The organism is Pseudomonas sp. MYb327, assembly GCF_040438925.1.
In the GTDB taxonomy this organism is placed as follows: Bacteria; Pseudomonadota; Gammaproteobacteria; order Pseudomonadales; family Pseudomonadaceae; genus Aquipseudomonas.
In genome coordinates this window covers 340,067-360,150 of sequence record NZ_CP159258.1, presented here as the reverse complement: position 1 = coordinate 360,150, position 20,084 = coordinate 340,067, and the positions used below count along the sequence as shown (strand labels likewise).

Genomic DNA, 20,084 nt, shown 5'->3' with positions numbered 1-20,084 from the left:
GGCGATTTCAAGATGGCCATCGCCGGTAATCCGGGCTCCTGCAAACTCACGTGTCAGTTCAGCTGCAGCGTTGAATTGAACTGGCTGATCGCATCCACCACATGCCGCGATCCCTGTTGAATCTCCAGAATCACCTCCCCCGCCTCGTTCGCCAGCTCCACGCCCAGACCGGTTCGGCTCAGGCTCGACTGCATGCTCGACACCGCGCTCAATGAAAGATCGTGGTTCTTTCGCACCACATCAACAATCTCCAGCGTCGCCTGGCTGGTGCGTGCGGCAAGGCTGCGCACCTCATCCGCTACCACCGCGAACCCTCGCCCATGTTCGCCTGCGCGGGCCGCTTCGATGGCGGCGTTGAGCGCCAGCAGGTTGGTTTGATCAGCAATGCCTCGGATGGTCTGGACGATGGTTCCGATGATGTCCGACTGTTTACTCACGGCATCGATGCTCAGCGCCGCTTCGTTCAAGTCGCGAGAAATGTCCTGAATAATCTGCACCGTTTGCTGCACCACCTCGGAACCTTTGCGCGCGCAGGCGTCGTTTTGCACCGAGGTGCTGTGGGCCGCATCCGCGGCGGATTGCAGAGTAGTCATCTGCCCAGTGATATTGGTGGCGAATTTCACCACTTTGTATAGCCGGCCTTTGGCATCAAACAGCGGGTTGTAGGACGCTTCCAGAAACACCGTATGACCGAACTTGTCCTTGCGTTCGAAACGGTGCGAGTGATACTCGCCGCGGTTCAACGAGGCCCAGAAAGCCCGGTAACTTTGCGACTCACTCTCGCTGCGGTGACAGAACATGCTGTGATGCTGCCCGACGATTTCATTGAGCGAGTAATGCATGGTTTTCAGGAAGTTTTCGTTGGCCGTCATCACCTTGCCGTCGGGGGTGAATTCGATCACCGCCATGGAACGCCCGATTGCGGCGAGCATGTTGGCATTTTCGTGCTCCTTGCGAGCCCTGGCGGAAACGTCTGTAGCGACTTTGATCACACTTCGCACCTGCCGGTCGGGACCGAACACCGGCATGTAACTGGCTTCGAGCCAGATTTCCTGGCCGCTCTTGTTCAGGCGCAAAAAGGTCCCGCTAACCGGTTCACCGCGAGCCAGGTCGCGCCACAATTTGGCGTACTCCTCGCTGCGGTAAAACGCTTCTTCACAAAATATCCGGTGATGCTTGCCGCGCACTTCATCAGCGCTGTAACCCATGGCGCTGCAGAAGTTTTCGTTGGCATCGAGCACGATGCCTTCCGGGGAGAACTCAATCATCGCCATTGAACGACTGATAGCGCCCAACTTGGCATTGGCTTCGGTCAGCGCACAACTGAAGCGTTCGATTTCCAGCAAGTCAGCCTTGTGATGTAGGTTGAACATGGTCGTATCACCCTAAGCGCGGTTTTTTTTGACAAATGAAAGTCACGGGTCTTTCAAATCCACCACTACGTTCCACGGAACAGGCACACGCGCCCCTCCAGAAGAAGGACTTGTCAGGTGATTTTTGATGTTGAATCGGAGGGTCCTTGTTGAGACGTCCTCATCAAGACATCCTTCTCTTGATAGCCCGCAAACGGGCCAACCCCAACGTGTTCACTGGCAAACTCTCCTGAGCTTAGCCAGCGGCGTTAGGGTTGCAAGGCCACTAGTCGGCCATTATCGAGGATTGAAACGTTTCATCTCCGCATTTGCGACCCGTCCCCTTCTGTGCAACTACACCGGGGTTCTTGCGGATTATTTTTCTACTACGCCGCCGCCCGCGCCTGCAAACTCAAATGCGCCCGTTGCCCCGGTGCCAGGCTGAGGCTGTCGGTGCCGCCGCTTGCTGCTTCGACGCAGACGAACTCGGATATTTCGTTCCAGCTCACCCCCAGCAACGGTCGCGAACCAGGATGCCAGACCACCGTGTCAGCCGTGTCGCCGGTGTCGATGCACAGCGCCCTCTGCCAGGCATGGTCGTTGAGCTGTAATTCTCCGTCATGCTGGAACACTCGCTGGCAGCCGCCATCGACGCGCAACTCGCCTTCCTGCTGACACATCTGCCGGTTCAAGTGGTCGTAACCCTTCGCGCCGTCGAGCCCAGACAGCGCTACCTCACCGACATCACCAATACGCCAGTAAGCGTGCAATGCCTGACTCAACTGGCAAGGCATGTCGTCCTGATGCTCGGTGCTCAGGCGCAGATCCATGCTTTCACCCAGATGTGCGTGCAGGTCGACGGTCCAGTCGCACAGTTGTAATTGCCAGTGCAGTCGCACGCCCTCGTCGTCACTGCTGCTGTCCAGCAGCTTCCAGTCGAGCAAGCGCGCCCAACCATGGGACGGCCAGGCGTTTTCGCTCGGATGACGGCCGTACCACGGCCAGCACACCGGCACGCCACCACGAATGGCGCCGACCTGCGGCCACTTCGCCGCGCACCACAGCCAGGGTTTCTGGCCCTTGGGCTGGAAATGCAGCAACTGCGCGCCCTGGCGACTGAACACCGCCTGACACAGCGGATGATCAATCACCAATACGTCGCGCTTCTGATAGCGCTCCCACGCAAACACCGGACGTTCGCGCAAGGATTTGAAGAAGCGTTGTAGCGGATGCTCAAGCATGTGCCACGGTCCTGAAAAACATGGAGGTATTCAAACGCTTTAGTAACAAACTCACTGTGGCATTGCTCTCATACACAAAAAAAAGCGGACAGCCATGGCTGTCCGCAAATGCGCACATAGAGAGGAGCTTATCGCAGTCGCGTTAGAACACCGACTGAATTTTCAGGCCGGCGACCAAAGCGTTGTCGACTTCATCCACACCACCCGGGTGAGTGATGTATTGCAGGTTGGGACGCACGGTCAGCCAGTTGGTAACGTGGAAGCCGTAGTTGAGTTCGTAGTTGTATTCGGTGTCACGCAGCGGCGAGAACAATGGATCACTGTATTCGCTGACGCCATTGGAGGCGTTGACCAGTTCGGCGTTTTTCTTCACGTCATCGTTGACATGGATACGGGCGAAACCAATACCGAGGTCATCTTTCGGACGCGCATCAAACGGACCTTTGTAGACGAACATCAGCGACTGGTAGTTGTCGACGATGTTGGTGTCCTTGTCGTGGAAAGTGGCGTTGGCTGCGATGTTCAGACCACGGGTAGCATCACCGTTGTGGCTGGTGAGTTGCTGTTGGGCAACGAACCAGTAACCGTGCTTGCTGCTGTGGCTGCGATAAGCGTTGCCGCTGGTGGCCGCATCGTCGCCGTTGTCATCTTCGCGAACGTCATCGGCGCTGGCAGTGCTTTTGTAGTAACCGACACGGTATTCGCCCGGCAGGTTACCCGGGTTAGGCAGCCACACCAGTTCGACCGGCAGGACGGTGCCTTTCGTACCGCTGCCGCTGAGCTTGAAGCCGTTGCCGTGTTCCAGTTGCGACGGGTTCTGGTTGTACGCGCCGATCTGCGCATACCACTCAGGCGAGAAGTTGTACTTCACGCGGATTGCGGCCTGGCTGACTGGCCAGTTGTACCAGATGTTGGTGGCCCAGTTACCCACCTGGGAACCGCAGAACGCCAGGTTCTGGAATTCGCACGGGAAGGTGTTGAAGTCTTCGCCTTCACCGAAGTAACCGGCCTTGACGTCCAGTTTGTTGTCGAAGAACTGATGCTTGATCCACAGTTGGGTCAGACGGACCATGTGGCCACGACCGTAGACTTCCTGCGAGGAACTCAGGGTGCCGGCACGCGGATCGCCGACGCGGTCGTTGGAGATGTTCTCACCGTTACGGTTGGTGAGCTGGATCTTCGCCTGGGTGTCATCCCAGCCAAACAGCTTTTCCAGGTCCAGCGCCGCACCCAAACCAAATTGGTCGGAATAACGCGCGGTCTTGTCATCGTTGAACCCGCCGTGGAGGTTGCCGCCCACTTCACCGACGTAGTCCATCTTGATGTCGATGCCTTGCTCGATCAGCTTGGTTCGCTCGCCACCCCAGTCGCCGGTCATCCACTCGGAATCGGAGCTGAACGCATCAGCCGCTTGCACGCTACCGGCCAGCATCATTGCCGCAATTGCCGATAACTGGCAGATAAGCTGAGCGTTGTTCTTCTTCTTCATCCCTACATCCTCGTTTTATTGTTATTAACTTTTCTTTTTCTAACGCGGTTACATCGGTTGCAACGGATGACAGGCCATCCGCCACGGATTCCCCCTCTGCAGGAGCCGGCTTGCTGGCGATAGCAACCTGACTGTCGACATCAATGTTGAATGTCAGACCGCGATCGCCAGCAAGCCGGCTCCTACAGTTTTTGATCTTCAGCGACCTTTGAACTGGGTGACGTTGGCCGCGTGCGGCTCGGTTTTCGGCAGGCCGGCAACCCCCAAACGCTCGCCGGTCTTGGCATCGAACAGCAGCACTTTCGCCGGATCGAATTGCAGGGTCAGGGTCTCGCCCACGGCCGGTGCAACATCGGGTGCCAGGCGGCAGCAGACTTTGGTGTCGTTGAGATTGACGAAGACCAGGGTGTCCGGCCCGGTCGGTTCGGTGACCTGGACTTCGGCACGAATGGTTGGCAGACCGTTCGCTTCGCCGTTGGCCAGGACAATCTGCTCCGGACGCATGCCGAGGATCACTTCGCGGTCTTCAAGACCGGCGTCCTGCATGCCCAGCGGCAATTCGCAACGGGCCTGGCCACTGTCGAGCAGCGCCAGCAGACGACCGTCCTTGCGTTGCAGACGCAGCGGGATGAAGTTCATCGGCGGCGAACCAATGAAGCTCGCCACGAACAGGTTGGCCGGGTTGTTGTAGATGTCTTTCGGCGTACCGAACTGCTGGATGATCCCGTCCTTCATCACCGCCACTTTGTCGCCCAGAGTCATCGCTTCGATCTGGTCGTGGGTCACGTAGACCGTGGTGGTTTTCAGGCGCTGGTGCATCAATTTCATTTCGGTGCGCATCTCGACCCGCAGCTTGGCGTCGAGGTTGGACAGCGGTTCGTCGAACAGATAAATCTTCGGCCGCCGCGCCAACGCACGGCCCATCGCCACGCGCTGTTGCTGGCCACCGGAGAGCTGGCCAGGTTTGCGATTGAGCAGGTGTTCGATCTGCAGCAACTTGGCGACGCGAGTGACTTCCTCATCAATGGCCGACTGGCTCATCTTGCGAATTTTCAGGCCGAACTCGATGTTCTCACGCACGCTCATGGTCGGGTACAGCGCGTAGGACTGGAACACCATGGCGATGTCGCGATCCTTGGGGCTCATGCCGCTGACGTCCTGGTCGCCGATCATGATCGCGCCGCCGGTGATGGTCTCGAGACCGGCGATGCAGTTCATCAGGGTCGACTTACCGCAGCCCGACGGGCCGACAAGGATCAGGAACTCACCGTCCTTGATCGATAATTCAATGTTCTTCAGGGTGTCCGGCAAACCGGCGCCATAGGTCTTGTTTACATTGCGAAGTTCGAGCGTAGCCATGATTACCCCTTGACTGCGCCGGCCGTCAGCCCGCGCACGAAATACTTGCCTGCGACCACATAGACCAGCAGGGTCGGCAGCCCGGCGATCATCGCCGCTGCCATATCAACGTTGTATTCCTTGGCCCCGGTACTGGTGTTGACCAAGTTGTTCAGCGCCACCGTGATCGGTTGCGAATCACCGCTGGAGAACACCACCCCGAACAGGAAGTCGTTCCAGATCTGCGTGAACTGCCAGATCAGGCAGACCATGATGATCGGCGTCGACATCGGCAGGATGATCCGGCGGAAGATGGTGAAGAAACCCGCACCGTCGAGGCGCGCCGCTTTCACCAGTGCATCGGGAATGCTGATGTAGTAGTTACGGAAGAACAGCGTGGTGAACGCCAGGCCGTAGACCACGTGCACGAACACCAGGCCGGTGGTGGTGCTCGCCAGGCCCATCTTGCCGAGGGTGAACGAAGCCGGCAGCAGCACGGTCTGGAACGGCAGGAAGCAACCGAACAGCAGCAGGCCGAAGAACAACTGCGAACCACGAAAGCGCCACATCGACAGCACGTAGCCGTTCAAGGCACCGATGGCCGTGGAGATCAGCACTGCCGGAACGGTGATCTTGATCGAGTTCCAGAAGTAACCGTCAACCGTGGCCCAGGCCTTGACCCAGCCGATGCCGCTGACCACGGTCGGCCAGCTCAACAGGTTGCCGGTGCTGATGTCTTCCGGGGTCTTGAAGCTGGTCAACAGCATCACCACCAGCGGAATCAGGTAAAGCAGTACGGCGAGGATCAGCACCGCGTAGATCGCGATACGGCTGAGGCTGATCGCAGGTTTGGCAGCGAGACTAGTCATGACGCTTGGTCCTCAGCTCGGAGTACAGGTAAGGCACGATGATTGCGAGAATCGCACCGAGCATCAGAATCGCACTGGCCGAGCCCATGCCCATCTGGCCGCGGCTGAAGGTGAAGGAATACATGAACATCGCTGGCAGGTCCGAGGAGTAACCCGGGCCACCGGCCGTCATCGCCGCCACCAGGTCGAAACTCTTGATCGCGATGTGCGCCAGAATCATCACCGCACTGAAGAACACCGGACGCAGGCTTGGCAGCACCACTTTCCAGTAGATGCGCGGCATGCTCGCGCCATCGATCTGCGCGGCACGGATGATCGATTGATCAACGCCGCGCAGGCCGGCGAGGAACATCGCCATGATGAAACCCGAGGCTTGCCAGACAGCAGCAATCACCAAGCAATAGACCACGCGATCCGGGTCAATCAGCCAGTCCAGGCGGAAGCCTTCCCAACCCCAGTCACGCAACAATTTGTCCAGGCCCATGCCCGGGTTGAGCAGCCATTTCCAGGCCGTACCGGTGACGATCATCGAGAGCGCCATCGGGTACAGGTAAATGGTGCGGATGAAGCCTTCGCGACGGATGCGCTGGTCGAGGAACACCGCCAGCAGTACGCCGATCACCAGGGTGATGCCGATGAACATGCCGCCGAACAGCGCCAGGTTCTTGCTCGCCACCCACCAGCGATCGTTGTCGAACAGCCGCGCGTATTGCGCCAGGCCTGCCCATTTGTAGTTCGGCAGGAAAGTCGAAGTGGTGAACGACAGAACGAACGTCCACAGGATGTAGCCATAGAAGCCCACCAGCACGATGAACATGCTCGGCGCCAGCACCAGTTTTGGGAGCCAGCGTTGCAATGCATCGAACGGCGAGGCCTTGCTGAACACAGCAACAGAACTCATGGGGAAATCCAGTAACAGGAATGAAGACTACATGCAGATCCCTTGTAGGAGCCGGCTTGCCGGCGATAGCGGTAGATCAGTCGATGGATCCGTTGACTGACACTCAGCCATCGCCAGCAAGCCGGCTCCGACACAGGGGCCGGCGTTGCTTGCGGTTATTTGGCCGACTGAACCGCCGCGCCGAGTTTCTTGGCCGCATCGGCCGGGTCGGCTTTCGGGTCGTTGATGTAGTTGGTCACGACATCGAAGAACGCACCCTGTACCGCCAGCGTCGTCGCCATGTTGTGCGCCATGCTCGGTTGCAGGCCGCCGGACTTGGCGTCAGCCAGGAAATCCTTGGCCGCGGTCTGGGCGCACGAGTCGAAACCGTACTTGCCCATGTCGGCGAGCATGTCGTTCCGCACCGGGATCGAACCTTTGTTGATGCTGAAGACTTTCTGGAAGTTCTCGCCCAGCACGACTTTGGCGATGTCCTGCTGACCGGCTGCTGTGCCTTTGTCTTTCTGCTTGAACACCGCCAGCGAGTCGATGTTGTAGGTGAACGCCTTGTCGGTGCCCGGGAACGCTACGCACTCGTAGTCCTTGCCGGCGACTTTCTTGGCAGCGGTCCATTCGGATTTGGCCCAGTCACCCATGATCTGCATGCCGGCCTTGCCGTTGATGACCTTGGCCGCTTCAAGGTTCCAGTCCTGGCCTTTGCCGTCGGCGTCCATGTAGGTCGCGACTTTCTTCAGTTCGGTCAGGGCCTTGACCATTTCCGGACCGGTCAGCGCGCCGTTGTCGAGATCAACCAGGGCTTTCTTGTAACCATCGACACCCATGACCGAAAGCACAACGGCTTCGAACACGGTGCTGTCCTGCCAAGGCTGGCCGCCGTGGGCGAGCGGAATGAAACCGGCAGCCTTGAGCTTGTCGCCAGCGGCGTAGAATTCTTCGAGGGTGGTCGGGTTCTTGGTGATACCGGCTTTCTTGAAGACTTCCGGGTTGATCCACAGCCAGTTCACCCGGTGAATGTTCACCGGCACGGCCACGTAATCACCTTCGTACTTCACGGTATCGGAGACTTTCTTGTCGAGCAGGCTGTCCCACTTCTCTTCCTTGGCAACGTCCTTGAGGACATCGGTGTCAAGGAGACCGGTCGACGCCCATTCCTGGATGTCCGGGCCCTTGATCTGCGCAACGCCTGGCGGGTTGCCGGCAACCGCGCGGCTTTTCAGCACGGTCATGGCCGTCGCACCGCCACCGCCAGCCACGGCGCCGTCTTTCCAGGTGAAACCGTCTTTTTCGACTTGGGCCTTGAGTACATCAACGGCAGCCTTTTCACCACCGGACGTCCACCAGTGCACGACTTCCACCGAACCTTTGGAATCGGCCGCGGAAACACTGAGAGGCAGAATGGCGAGCGGGAACAGGGAGGCGACAGAAATGACAGTAGCGAGGCGAGAAATCGCATTCATCTGAGATGTACCTTTCTTGTTGTTATGCATGCAAGTCTGGTGCTTGCGCTGCATAGGAGTTTAAACAGGGGATGTCCCTGCGCAGGTAACGAAGGGACGTGCGAATGTCACTGCATGGTTACATAGAACCGGTCTGGGACAATTGCGCCAGAGCCGTTGCCATGCTGGGTGACAAGGGTAGACGAGGGATCAGCACGGCTTGCCAGGCGTGATAAAGATCCGGTTTTCCCGGCCAGATATCGGCACTTGGGCGGTTCAATGGATCGAGTTCGTGATGCCAGCTGCCGTCGCAACGGTCTATGAAATGACTGTCACAGAACTCCCAGAACAGTCGGTACCAGCGTTCGAATTGCTTATCGCCGGTACGTTGCAGCAGCGCACTGGCAGCCGCACTGGCTTCGCAATGGGTCCAGTGCAGGCGATGGCGGACCACCGCTTTGTTGTCCCAGTCGAGGGTGTACACAATGCCCGGCGCGCCGTCGACGTCCCAACCGTGGCGGCAGTTTTGCTCGAAGAGTTTTTGCGCGTCGGTGGCCAGCCATCCGGGCGTCAACATGCCGGCCTGAACCCGCGCCGCTTCCAGATGCAGTACCAGCCGCGCCCATTCGAAACCATGACCCGGCGTGGTGCCGTAAGGACGGAAACCGTCGGCCGGGTTGTCGTGGTTGTACTCGCGCAGCGGCTGCCAGTTACGGTCGAAATGCTCGATCACCAGATAGTCGTTGGCAGCAGCATGACCGTGAATGACTCGTTCGACGATGCGTTGCGCGCGGCACAACCAGCGATTGTCGTCGGTGACGTCGGCCAGTGCGAGAAAAGCTTCGGTGGCGTGCATGTTGCTGTTGGCGCCGCGATAAGCCTCCTCTTCACTCCAGTCGCGATTGAAGGATTCGCGCATGGCGCCCTCTTCTTCGCTCCAGAAGTACGTGTCGATGATGTCAATGGCATCGTCGAGCAAGGCCTGCGCGCCGGGACGCTGCGCAACCACCGCGGAACTGGCGGCCAACGCGACGAACGCATGCAGATAGGCGTTCTTGCCTGTATTGCCGTCGCGGTGTTCAGCGACGGCGAACCATCCCCCATGCAGCGCATCGCGCAACGGCCCTCGCAGGGCAGCGATGCCGTGATCCACCAGCTCGGCAAAACCCGGCAAGCCTTGAATGTGCGCCATGGCGAAGCTGTGGGTCATGCGCGCGGTGTTCATGGTTTCAGCTTGGGCATTGGCTTTAAGGTGGCCCTTTTCATCCAGATTGCCAAAGCCGTCAGGGAGCTTGGATGCCCTGGCAAACGCCAGCAGGCGCAGGCCTTCGGCGACGAGCCATTGCTGATGAGCGGGCGCGTTCAGCCAACTGCTGAAGGCCGGTTGGAAGGTGTGCATGGGGGACCTTTTTTGTTGTTATGACTGAGGGGCAGCATAAACAACGGAAGGTGCGGAGCTTGTAACGAAGGAGGCGAGTTATGTCACCAATTTGTGACATTCCTCTGTAGAAGCCGGCTTGCTGGCGATAGCGGTAGATCAGTCGATGAATTCGTTGACTGACACTCAGCCATCGTCAGCAAGCCGGCTCCTACAAGGACGGGTGCGTTACTCTATTGTTCGAGGCAACTGCAAGGTCACCCGCAACCCGCCTTCTCGCAGGTTTTGCAGGCTGACTTCACCGCCATGGCTATGGGCAATATTGCGCGCGATCCCCAACCCCAACCCATAGCCCTGCTGCTGCCCGGCCAACCGGAAGTGCGGTTCGAACACCTGCTCCAGCCGCTGCTCCGGAACCCCCGGTCCTTCGTCATCGACATGCAAGACGAACGCACTGTCGTCATCATCGATGTGCAGGTGCGCGTTTTGCCCGTACTTGAGGGCATTGTCGATCAGGTTACCGATGCAGCGCTTGAGCGCCAGCGGCTTGCCCGGATACGCCGCCAATGCCCGCCCATGCTGAGTCACACGGCCGTTGCCGTTCGGTGCCAAGTACGGCTCCACCAGACAATCGAGCACGTGATTGAGATCCACCGGCTCGATGTTTTCGTGGATGTCGGTGTCTTTCACGCATTGCAGCGCGCCCTTGACCAGCAACTCCAACTCATCCAGATCGCGGCTGAATTTGGCTTGTAGCTTTTCGTCTTCGAGCAATTCGACCCGCAGCCGCAACCGGGTAATCGGCGTGCGCAGGTCGTGGGAGATCGCGCTGAACAACTGGCTGCGTTCAGTCAGATAACGGCTGATGCGTTCGCGCATGGTGTTGAAGGCACGCCCCACCTCGACCACTTCACTGCCGCCACCTTCGGCCACCGGCTCGACGTCAGCCCCCAACGACAGATCTCGCGCCGCCCGCGCCAGGCGCTTGAGCGGCCGACTCTGCCAGTGCACCAGCAGACCGATGAACAACAGCAAAAAACCGCTGGTGAGCACAATGAACCACACCTGCTGCGATGGCAGGCCTTGCTCCTCAAGACTGGTATAGGGCTCGGGCAACAGCGAGGCGATGTACAACCATTCGCCCGGCGCCATCTGGATCTGGGTGACCAGTACGGGTGGATTCACCGGCTCCAGGGTCAGCGCGTAATGCGCCCAGGAGCGTGGCAGTTCGTCGAGTTTCAGACCGGCGTTGAAGATCCGCAGATCTTCAGGGCTGACGAAAGTCACCGAAATATCGGTGTCATGGCCAAGGGACTGGCGCAACACTTCATCCACCGCTTTGATCACCGCCTCTTTGCGAGGGGTGATCGGCAGCACTTCCATGCCCAGGGGTTTGTCATTCAGCGTCACCACGAACCGCGTGCCGCCCATGCTGCGCAACTGATCGAGCACCAACGGCCGGAACGCCACCGGCAACGAACGGAAGTAACTGACACTGGCGGTCATCGAATGCGCCAGGCTACGGGCGCTGGTGACCAGGCCTTCAAGTTGTGTTGCGCGCAATTGCGAGACCCAGATCACGCTGGACAACGCTTGTGCAAACAAGACCGCCAACAGCGTCAGCAACAACATGCGCCCGAGCAATGAGCGCGGCACCGGCACCCGTCCGGCGAGTTTGCGCAGGAACTCAGTGACCATTGCTGGTAACCACGTTGGCTGCCAGTTGGTAGCCGCTGCCGCGCACGGTGCGAATCAGGCGCGGTGGTTTTTCGGTATCACGCAGGCGTTGGCGCAGACGGCTGACGGCCATGTCGACAATGCGATCGAGCGGCATCAACTCACGGCCGCGCGTGGCATTGCCGATGGTGTCGCGGTCGAGGATTTCCTGCGGATGATCGAGGAACAGTTTCAACAAGGCGAAATCGGCGCCGGACAGAATCACTTCTTCGCCATCGATGTGAAACAGCCGATGGCTGACCATGTCCAGACGCCAGTCATCAAAGGCCAGCACTTCGCTTCCGGAACGCTCCTGGCCGAACTGCGCGCGGCGCAACAAGGCTTTGATCCGCGCCTGCAATTCACGCGGACTGAAGGGTTTGCCGAGGTAATCGTCGGCGCCCAGCTCCAGGCCGATGACCCGATCAGCCTCGTCGGAGCTGGCCGTGAGCATGATGATAGGCACCTGGGCCCGGCGCGGGTGCTGGCGAATCCAGCGACACAAACTGAAACCGTCTTCGTCCGGGAGCATTACGTCGAGGATCACCAGATCGCTCGGCTCATCGTTCAGCGCCTGACGAAAACCGGCACCGTCGGGCGTGGTGCGCACCTGGAAACCAGCGCGAGTCAGGTAGGTGTCCAGCAACTCGCGTATCTCTTGATCGTCATCGACCAACAAAATCGACTTGTTGACTGAGCTCACGGGGCGGCGTCCTTGTTGTTTGAATTGGGCGGATTATGCCTGATCGAACATGGATCTTTGTGTCAGGTGAATACCCAATCGCTGGCAAGCCAGCGCCTACAGAATGGGTAGCGAACGGAAGAACACCGAAAACCTGTAGGAGCTGGCTTGCCAGCGATCAAGACGACCGGGTCTCAAGCCTGGTCGAGTGCGACACCCGCACCCATCAATCCGGAATACGGCGACGTCACCAGCCACACCGGAATCCCCTTGAAGTAATCGCTCATGCAGCCCTTGTCGGCAAAGCACCGGGCGAAACCGCTTTCGAGGAAAAAATCGGCAAACCGTGGAATCACCCCACCCACGATGTACACACCACCGCGCGCACCGGTGGTCAGCACGTTGTTGCCAGCCACGCGGCCGAGCCAGCAGCAGAACTGTTCGAGCACTTCCAGGGCAATCGGATCGCCCGCCAAACCGGCAGCGGTAATCGCCTCCGGGGTTTCGAGCACCGGCGTATGACCGTCCACCGCACAAATCGCCCGATAGACGCGGGGCAAACCGCCGCCACTCAACGCCGTTTCAGCGCTGACATGGCCGATCTCATTGAAGATGTGCTGCCACAGTTGAGTCTCGCGCGGACTGCTCAGCGGTAAGTCGACATGGCCGCCCTCCCCCGGCAGCGCGGCGAAACGCCCTTCGCCCAGATCGAGCAAAGTGCCAACGCCCAATCCCGTACCGGGACCGATCACCACCGCCGGACGCAACGGCTCCGGCGTGCCTTCGCAGACCACGCGAAATTCGCCCGGTTGCAAACGGGTCATGCCCAGGGCCATGGCCGAGAAGTCGTTGACCAGCAACAGTTGCTCCACCTGCAAGGCTTGGCAAAAACCCTTGCGACTGAGGCGCCAGTGGTTGTTGGTGAACTTGAATTCGTCGCCGCTCACGGGGCCTGCCACCGACAGGCACACCGATCCGATCGAACCCGGCGCCAGGTCCAGCCCCCTCAGGTAGAGGCTGATGGCCTCTTCCGGGCTGGCGAAATCTGCCGTCGCCAGCACCTGGACTGATTCCAGCTGCTGGTTTTTCCACAACGCGAAACGTGCGTTGGTCCCACCGATGTCACCGACCAAAGCCAGTTTCAATTAAGCGTCTCCAGGGCAGAAGTGAAGGCGCTGGCGCCCTGCTCTGCGGAGCTGAAGGCCATGCGCATGAAACCAAACAGCTCGCGACCGGTGCCGATGTTGTTGCCCAACAGGCCTTTGGCCGGCGTGCGCGCTGCGAATTCTTCGGCGTCCACCTTAAGCTCCAGGGTGCCTTTGACGCCATCGACGCGGATGATATCGCCCTCTTGCACTCGCGCCAAAGCACCGCCCACATAAGCTTCGGGGCTGACGTGAATGGCCGCCGGGATTTTCCCCGACGCGCCGGACATGCGTCCGTCGGTCACCAGCGCGACTTTGAAGCCACGATCCTGCAGCACACCGAGGAACGGCGTCATTTTGTGCAGCTCCGGCATGCCATTGGAACGCGGGCCCTGGAAGCGCATCACCGCGACAAAATCCTTCTCCAGCAGACCGGCCTTGAACGCGTCGGCCAAATCCTGCTGATCCTGGAACACCATCGCTGGCGCTTCGACAATCTGGTTTTCCAACGCCACGGCGGACACCTTCATCACGCCACGACCGAGGTTGCCTTCCATCACCCGCAAACCGCCCTCTGCCGAAAACGCGCGCGCGACCGGGCGCAGGATGCTTTCGTCGAGGCTTTCGGTGATGCCTTCACGCCAGACCAGTTCACCGTTGTCGAGGAATGGTTCCTGGGTGTAGCGGCTCAGGCCGTGACCCAGCACGGTGTTGACGTTTTCGTGGAGCAGTCCGGCTTCCAGCAGCTCGCGGATCAGGAACGACATGCCGCCCGCCGCCTGGAAGTGGTTGATGTCGGCTTTGCCGTTCGGGTAGACGTGGCTCAGGGTCGGCACCACCTCGGAGAGGTCGGCCATGTCCTGCCAGGTCAACTGAATACCCGCCGCCATGGCAATCGCCGGCATGTGCAAGGTGTGGTTGGTCGAGCCGCCGGTGGCGTGCAAAGCCACGATCGAGTTAACCAGCGAACGCTCGTCGACGATTTCGCCGATCGGCAGGTAGTTGCCGTTCTGTTTGGTAATGCGCGTCACCTGATGCGCCGCTTCGCGGGTCAGGGCGTCACGCAACGGTGTGTTCGGGTTGACGAAGGAAGCACCCGGCAAGTGCAGGCCCATGACTTCCATCAGCAGTTGGTTGGTGTTGGCGGTGCCGTAGAAGGTGCAAGTGCCGGGGCTGTGGTAGGAATTCATTTCCGACTCCAGCAGCTCTTCGCGGCTGGCCTTGCCTTCGGCATAGCGCTGGCGCACATCGGCTTTCTGCTTGTTGGAAATGCCCGAGACCATCGGCCCACCTGGCACGAAAATCATCGGCAAATGACCGAACCGCAACGCGCCCATCATCAGGCCCGGGACGATTTTGTCGCAGATGCCGAGCATCAGCGCGCCATCGAACATGTTGTGGGATAACGCCACGGCGGTGGACAGCGCGATCACCTCGCGGCTGGGCAGGCTCAGTTCCATGCCCGGTTCGCCCTGGGTCACGCCATCGCACATGGCCGGGGTGCCACCGGCGAATTGGCCAACCGAGCCGATTTCACGCAGGGCTTTTTTGATCAGCTCCGGAAAGACTTCGTACGGTTGGTGCGCCGAGAGCATGTCGTTATATGACGAAACAATGGCGATGTTGGCGGAGTTCATCATCCGCAGGCTGTTCTTGTCGTCGCTGCCGCAGCCGGCCACGCCGTGGGCAAAGTTGGCGCATTGCAGCTTGCCGCGCATCGGACCGTCGCTGGCCGCACCGCGAATCAGTGCAAGGTAAGCCTCACGCGTGGCGCGGCTGCGGGCGATAAGCCGTTCGGTGACCTCAAGGACGCGGGGATGCATGTGTAGAACTCCAGGCTAACGGATGTGGCGACCTGATTGTCTATGCTGATCAAAGGCCGGTGTCGATGGGATGACAGACGGTTTTCTTGATCGGTTGGACCAGTTGATTCAGGTCACTCGTTGTAGATTGAACAAAATATTGCCACTAAAAAGGCTTGTTTTCTATTTTTTTGCGAATAATCTTGTAATTCCAACAACAAAACGACGGCGGCGCTGATAAATGACTCTTCGAATCGCAATCAATGGTTTTGGCCGTATCGGTCGTAACGTCCTCCGGGCACTCTATACCCAAGGCTATCGCCAGGATTTGCAGATCGTCGCCATCAACGACTTGGGTGACAGCGCGATCAATGCGCACTTGCTCAAGTACGACACGGTTCACGGCACGTTCGATGCCGATGTCCAGCATGATCAGGAAAGCCTCACCGTTAACGGCGACCGTATAGCGGTCAGCGCCATTCGCAATCCGGCCGACCTGCCTTGGGCGGCGGAAAAAATTGATGTCGTGTTCGAATGCACCGGTCTGTTCACCGACCGCGCCAAAGCCGCCGCGCATATTACGGCCGGCGCACGCAAAGTCATCATCTCGGCTCCGGCCAAGGGCGCCGACGCCACCGTGGTTTATGGGGTCAACCACGACATTCTGCGCCAGTCGCACCAGATTATTTCCAACGCATCGTGCACCACCAATTGCCTGGCCCCGGTGGCCCAAGTGCTGCACCGCGAACTGGGCATCGAAAGCGGTCTGATGACCACGATTCACGCCTACACCAATGACCAGAACCTGACCGACGTTTATCACACCGACCCGTACCGCGCCCGTTCGGCCACCCAGAACATGATCCCGAGCAAGACCGGTGCCGCCGAAGCGGTCGGCCTGGTGCTGCCGGAACTGGCAGGCAAACTGACCGGCATGGCGGTGCGTGTTCCGGTGATCAATGTTTCCCTGGTCGACCTGACCGTGCAGCTCAAACGCGAAGCGTCGGCCGATGAAGTCAACGCGCTGCTCAAGGAAGCCAGCCAGCACTCGAAGATCCTCGGCTACAACACACTGCCGCTGGTTTCGAGCGATTTCAATCACAACCCGCTGTCGTCGATCTTCGATGCCAACCACACCAAGTCCAGCGGCAAGCTGCTCAAGGTGCTGGCCTGGTACGACAACGAATGGGGTTTCTCCAACCGCATGCTCGATAACTGCCTGGCGCTGTGTAACGCCGAGTAATGTTCGCCTGCAAAATCGCCATCGCCGGCAAGCCGGCTCCTACAGGGATCGTATACGACGGACCTTGTAGAAGCCGGCTTGCTGGCGATGGCGTCCTCAGCATCCCCCTCGCAAATCGCCTGTGGAACACCCCATGATCGGTATCAGTTTTACGCAAAAGACCATGGCCGCGCGCAAGCGCATCGCCCTGGTCGCCCATGACCACTGCAAAGTGTTTTTGCTGGACTGGGCCGAGCGGCAAAAAGACAAACTTGCTCAGCATGAGCTGGTCGCTACCGGCACCACGGGGTTGCTGTTGCAACAACGCCTCGACTTGCCCGTAGAAAGCATGATCAGTGGCCCATTGGGCGGCGATCAACAGCTCGGCGGCCGAATCGCCGAGCAACGGGTCGACATGCTGGTGTTCTTCTGGGACCCGTTCGAACCGCAGCCACACGACCCCGATATCAAGGCGTTGTTGCGCGTCGCGGCGGTGTGGAACATTCCGGTAGCGTGTAACGAATGCAGCGCCGACTACCTGCTCAGCAGCCCGTTGATGGATCAGGCGCATGAGCACCGGATTCCGGATTACACGGCGTATTTGTCGGGTCGGTGTTAAAGCGCGCCTAAGGTCCCATGCTGCGCAGGCGTTCAAAATGAGCCTGCGCCGACTCTTCGGGTCGCGGAGCCCAGTTTCTGATACCAGGCGTGTGCATCTCCCGCAGACGCTCGACCACCAAAAATTGCAGCTGCTCCGGCGTCTGCCATCCCCATCGTTCTGCCAGGTCGAGCTGTTCTATCAGCCAGGCTTTCGGCGACAGGTTTTCAGGCATTCGGGCCAGGTCCTCACTGTGCTCGGCCAACAAATACTGACCAATATTGGCCAACAATATCGCCCTCCCCTGGCTTGCCGGCACTGGAACATCCAGCCATTGCGGGCTGTCGGAGACTGGATAGTGACCTGGAGCCGGATTTTCCGCAGTCGCCCAGTGCTCACCCTGCCAGTAGCAAACACTGATGACCGGACCGAGATACTCCGGATATGCAGACTCCGGAAGGTGAGCCAGTGCCCGCGCCAGCACTCGATTATCGTGAAAACGGTACAGCGCCTGTTGCGGCCGTTGCCCGACTAGCAAGCGTTCGCGCCAGTGTCTGACCAGTCCCTCGAGATCACGATCACAAAGGCTCGCCAGCCATCCCCAATCACGCACAGATCCTTCGATCAATTCATTCAGCAATGACAGATCGAGGTCACCTATCAGAAAAATGAAAGGACCGGCCGTCTCCAGGCTGGCGACCGTGGTTGCGCTGTAAACGCTGCGATATTGCTCGCCTTGACTCACTCGCAGCAGGCGCTGGTGAAACTCGGGCACTGCATCTGCATCCAGAACCAGACACAGGATATGGCCCCGCTGTAATTGGCTGGCCATCCACTTTACCGGCACGTTGTTCATCAAGCCGCTCCTTCAATAGAACAGAGTCCTTCGCGACAAGCTTCACAGAGCGGACAAACGTCTGCGCCCTGCTCGGTAGCAACTGCCATCAAGGTCCGTTGGATTAAAGCAATCACTGGCGCCCGTTCGGCGTGAGACGACAATGCCTGCGTTGCACCCGGTATCAACGGCGCAGCAGGCGTACCCCGCGCTGGACTGCCGCCCACCTCGATTGCACAACTGCTGAAAATGCCACTGGAATTGATCACAAGATGGTGCGCGCCAGCACTCAAGGTCAGGTTTTCATTCGCGTCGAACACCACTTTCACACCAGCCTTGAAATGAACCTCCTGCCCCGCCTCCGCGACCAACACCTCACCCACATAAGTGTGGCTGTTTTGCGCGACATGCAGATGATCATTGGCCATCAGCCGGGTTTTCCGATCACCCGTCGTCGTGCGGTGCTCTTCGGCTTCGAACACACTGGTGCTGACTCCCCTGATGGTTTCCAGGCGTACGTGACCGACTTCCAGCCGACTGTCGTGCTCAATTTTCTGTTTCATATCTCGCTGCGCGCGAAGGTAGATCAGCTCTCGTCCGAGGCGATCTTCAATATGCAACTCACTAAACCCGCCGCTCTTGGGTGAACTGCGACTGCGAAAGACGCTGCGGGTTTTGTTCTCGGGTAATGCATGGGGGACTGGATTGACGAGGTGATGCAGACAACCGGAGATGATCGGGCGATCAGGGTCGCCATCGATAAAGGTGACCAACACTTCCATTCCTACACGCGGGACGGCGACGACCCCGTAACCGTCGCCAGCCCAAACGGTCGACACTCGCAACCAGCAACTGCTTTTATCGGTTTGCGGATTGGACCGGTCCCAGTAAAAACACACTTTGACGCGACCGTATTGATCACAGTGGATCTCCTCCCCCGCCGGTCCGGTGACTTTGGCGGTCTGACTGCCGGAAATGGTCGGTTTAGTGTGTTTTATCGGCGGCCGATACAGGGCATCCCACGGTGTCACGGTAAAGGTATTGCGATAGCCCTGAAAGTCCGAGGCATGGATGTGACTGGCTATCGCTTCTTCAAATACTTGGGATTGCTGTCCTTGATGCGTCAGGCTGGTCAGGAGCCAAAGGTCATTCCATTGAGCACAATGATGGTCACGCAGGACCAGGAAATGACCGCTGTGCAAGCAACCAAGGTCACTGGCACCTTCCCCTAACCGGCAATCGCTGCGCTGCCGCTCCAGGCTGCGCGTTGCCAGGCGCTTGCCTTCATCCCCAGCGATGAAACGTCCCGGCGCCTGGTATTTCTCCAGATGCGGAGTGGCCGGGCTGCCCGCCTTCCCTTCAAGACGCCAATTGGGTTTTTCAAAATTATAATCGCGCAACATGACGTGGCTGGGTCGAGTGGCCTGGCGCACGCTAAAGCGGTTGATAACCGGGTACTCGGCGACCTGCCCGCTGGCGGGATGAAACGACGACGGGGCTAACCGTCGAAAACAGGTTTGGTCATCGCCGAACACCAATAGATGCCCGTGGGGGCTGTGCTGGAAATGATAGTGAATACCGGCCTCCTCACAGAGCCGTTCGATAAAGGCCAGGTCGGTTTCGTTGAACTGCACGCAGTAGTCGCGCGGTTCATAGTGGGTGGGGCCGAGCTGAAAACTGAACAGATCGCCGAGTATGCCGTGCTGTTTCAGGACCTCAGTGATGATCTGCTCGATGTTCCGTTGCTGAAAAATTCGCTGGTCACTGCACAGCGCCAGGTACGCCAGTTGCGGGACCAATGTCAGCTCATAGCGGGTCAAGCGGTTACCTGATTCGTGTTGCGCAACGCTATGAATCAATCCATGCAAGCCCTCGCCCGGAGGGCCGAAGCCGAGGAACGCAGGCTTGTGCAGCAGCGCCTCGAAATCGATGGATGAGCGCTCGCTGACTAACTCGATAGTGACCTCGTAAGTGTTGCTGATCGATTCACTGGCTTTGAACGCCAGCACCTGAAAGTCGTGCCGCAACCCGGTGATATCGAAATAGAAGCGTGGTCGAGCCTGTGGATCAAACATGGTTT

At 59.0% G+C, this 20,084-nt stretch carries 16 protein-coding genes; 2 read left to right on the top strand and 14 right to left on the bottom strand.

Annotation, left to right across the window (positions count from 1 at the left end; all coding sequences use genetic code 11):
• Positions 1–53: 53 nt before the first annotated feature.
• From ABVN21_RS01565 to edd, 12 genes are all read right to left on the bottom strand, one after another.
• On the bottom strand, positions 54–1,373 hold the full coding sequence (locus ABVN21_RS01565) for a PAS domain-containing methyl-accepting chemotaxis protein (protein WP_339556105.1): 1,320 nt from the start codon (positions 1,371–1,373) through the stop codon (positions 54–56).
• Between the two features lie 365 nt (positions 1,374–1,738).
• Positions 1,739–2,593: a D-hexose-6-phosphate mutarotase gene (locus ABVN21_RS01560; RefSeq protein ID WP_339556104.1), complete on the bottom strand. Its 855-nt coding sequence runs from the start codon at positions 2,591–2,593 to the stop codon at positions 1,739–1,741.
• Positions 2,594–2,735: 142 nt separating this feature from the next.
• Positions 2,736–4,082, bottom strand: coding sequence for a carbohydrate porin (locus ABVN21_RS01555; RefSeq protein ID WP_339556103.1), 1,347 nt, complete (start codon positions 4,080–4,082; stop codon positions 2,736–2,738).
• Positions 4,083–4,280: 198 nt separating this feature from the next.
• Entirely contained in the window at positions 4,281–5,441 is a 1,161-nt protein-coding gene (gene ugpC / locus ABVN21_RS01550; RefSeq protein WP_339556102.1) for a sn-glycerol-3-phosphate ABC transporter ATP-binding protein UgpC, read from the bottom strand.
• A gap of 2 nt (positions 5,442–5,443) precedes the next feature.
• Complete coding sequence (locus tag ABVN21_RS01545) at positions 5,444–6,289, bottom strand: carbohydrate ABC transporter permease (protein WP_056852625.1); 846 nt, start codon at positions 6,287–6,289, stop codon at positions 5,444–5,446.
• Positions 6,282–7,190 (bottom strand): sugar ABC transporter permease, encoded by a 909-nt coding sequence (locus ABVN21_RS01540; RefSeq protein WP_034149180.1) that lies wholly within the window; start codon positions 7,188–7,190, stop codon positions 6,282–6,284. The genes ABVN21_RS01545 and ABVN21_RS01540 overlap by 8 nt, the downstream gene beginning before the upstream one ends.
• A gap of 155 nt (positions 7,191–7,345) precedes the next feature.
• Positions 7,346–8,647 (bottom strand): ABC transporter substrate-binding protein, encoded by a 1,302-nt coding sequence (locus ABVN21_RS01535; RefSeq protein ID WP_339556101.1) that lies wholly within the window; start codon positions 8,645–8,647, stop codon positions 7,346–7,348.
• Positions 8,648–8,765: 118 nt separating this feature from the next.
• Entirely contained in the window at positions 8,766–10,025 is a 1,260-nt protein-coding gene (locus tag ABVN21_RS01530; RefSeq protein WP_339556100.1) for an AGE family epimerase/isomerase, read from the bottom strand.
• 207 nt (positions 10,026–10,232) lie between these two features.
• A complete protein-coding gene (locus ABVN21_RS01525) occupies positions 10,233–11,702 on the bottom strand; it encodes an ATP-binding protein (RefSeq protein WP_339556099.1) in 1,470 nt (489 codons plus the stop codon).
• Positions 11,692–12,423 (bottom strand): response regulator transcription factor, encoded by a 732-nt coding sequence (locus ABVN21_RS01520; RefSeq protein ID WP_339556098.1) that lies wholly within the window; start codon positions 12,421–12,423, stop codon positions 11,692–11,694. The genes ABVN21_RS01525 and ABVN21_RS01520 overlap by 11 nt, the downstream gene beginning before the upstream one ends.
• Before the next feature lie 173 nt (positions 12,424–12,596).
• The gene (locus tag ABVN21_RS01515) at positions 12,597–13,547 is read right to left on the bottom strand and encodes a glucokinase (RefSeq protein WP_339556097.1); all 951 of its coding nucleotides are present in this window, start codon (positions 13,545–13,547) and stop codon (positions 12,597–12,599) included.
• Positions 13,544–15,370 (bottom strand): phosphogluconate dehydratase, encoded by a 1,827-nt coding sequence (gene edd, locus ABVN21_RS01510; protein WP_339556096.1) that lies wholly within the window; start codon positions 15,368–15,370, stop codon positions 13,544–13,546. Before edd ends, ABVN21_RS01515 begins: the two co-directional genes overlap by 4 nt.
• A gap of 220 nt (positions 15,371–15,590) precedes the next feature.
• Here edd and gap point away from each other — a divergent pair, with 220 nt between their 5' ends.
• Complete coding sequence (gap, locus tag ABVN21_RS01505) at positions 15,591–16,592, top strand: type I glyceraldehyde-3-phosphate dehydrogenase (protein ID WP_339556095.1); 1,002 nt, start codon at positions 15,591–15,593, stop codon at positions 16,590–16,592.
• A 133-nt stretch (positions 16,593–16,725) separates the two neighbouring features.
• On the top strand, positions 16,726–17,190 hold the full coding sequence (locus ABVN21_RS01500; protein WP_339556094.1) for a methylglyoxal synthase: 465 nt from the start codon (positions 16,726–16,728) through the stop codon (positions 17,188–17,190).
• Positions 17,191–17,197: 7 nt separating this feature from the next.
• On the opposite strand, the gene ABVN21_RS01495 is transcribed toward ABVN21_RS01500, so the two are convergent.
• Together ABVN21_RS01495 and tssI are read right to left on the bottom strand one after the other, a co-directional pair.
• Entirely contained in the window at positions 17,198–18,025 is an 828-nt protein-coding gene (locus ABVN21_RS01495; RefSeq protein WP_339556093.1) for a DUF4123 domain-containing protein, read from the bottom strand.
• Complete coding sequence (gene tssI, locus ABVN21_RS01490; protein ID WP_339556092.1) at positions 18,025–20,079, bottom strand: type VI secretion system tip protein TssI/VgrG; 2,055 nt, start codon at positions 20,077–20,079, stop codon at positions 18,025–18,027. Before tssI ends, ABVN21_RS01495 begins: the two co-directional genes overlap by 1 nt.
• Positions 20,080–20,084: the final 5 nt, after the last annotated feature.

Bases quoted from the DNA above. Each gene is read 5' to 3' on its own strand.
- ABVN21_RS01565 (WP_339556105.1), bottom strand. From the start codon at position 1,373: ATGTTCAACCTACATCACAAGGCTGACTTGCTGGAAATCGAACGCTTC.
- tssI (WP_339556092.1), bottom strand. From the start codon at position 20,079: ATGTTTGATCCACAGGCTCGACCACGCTTCTATTTCGATATCACCGGG.
- ABVN21_RS01545 (WP_056852625.1), bottom strand. From the start codon at position 6,289: ATGACTAGTCTCGCTGCCAAACCTGCGATCAGCCTCAGCCGTATCGCG.
- ABVN21_RS01540 (WP_034149180.1), bottom strand. From the start codon at position 7,190: ATGAGTTCTGTTGCTGTGTTCAGCAAGGCCTCGCCGTTCGATGCATTG.
- ABVN21_RS01525 (WP_339556099.1), bottom strand. From the start codon at position 11,702: ATGGTCACTGAGTTCCTGCGCAAACTCGCCGGACGGGTGCCGGTGCCG.
- edd (WP_339556096.1), bottom strand. From the start codon at position 15,370: ATGCATCCCCGCGTCCTTGAGGTCACCGAACGGCTTATCGCCCGCAGC.
- ABVN21_RS01495 (WP_339556093.1), bottom strand. From the start codon at position 18,025: ATGAACAACGTGCCGGTAAAGTGGATGGCCAGCCAATTACAGCGGGGC.
- ABVN21_RS01560 (WP_339556104.1), bottom strand. From the start codon at position 2,593: ATGCTTGAGCATCCGCTACAACGCTTCTTCAAATCCTTGCGCGAACGT.
- ABVN21_RS01555 (WP_339556103.1), bottom strand. From the start codon at position 4,082: ATGAAGAAGAAGAACAACGCTCAGCTTATCTGCCAGTTATCGGCAATT.
- ugpC (WP_339556102.1), bottom strand. From the start codon at position 5,441: ATGGCTACGCTCGAACTTCGCAATGTAAACAAGACCTATGGCGCCGGT.
- gap (WP_339556095.1), top strand. From the start codon at position 15,591: ATGACTCTTCGAATCGCAATCAATGGTTTTGGCCGTATCGGTCGTAAC.
- ABVN21_RS01530 (WP_339556100.1), bottom strand. From the start codon at position 10,025: ATGCACACCTTCCAACCGGCCTTCAGCAGTTGGCTGAACGCGCCCGCT.
- ABVN21_RS01535 (WP_339556101.1), bottom strand. From the start codon at position 8,647: ATGAATGCGATTTCTCGCCTCGCTACTGTCATTTCTGTCGCCTCCCTG.
- ABVN21_RS01500 (WP_339556094.1), top strand. From the start codon at position 16,726: ATGATCGGTATCAGTTTTACGCAAAAGACCATGGCCGCGCGCAAGCGC.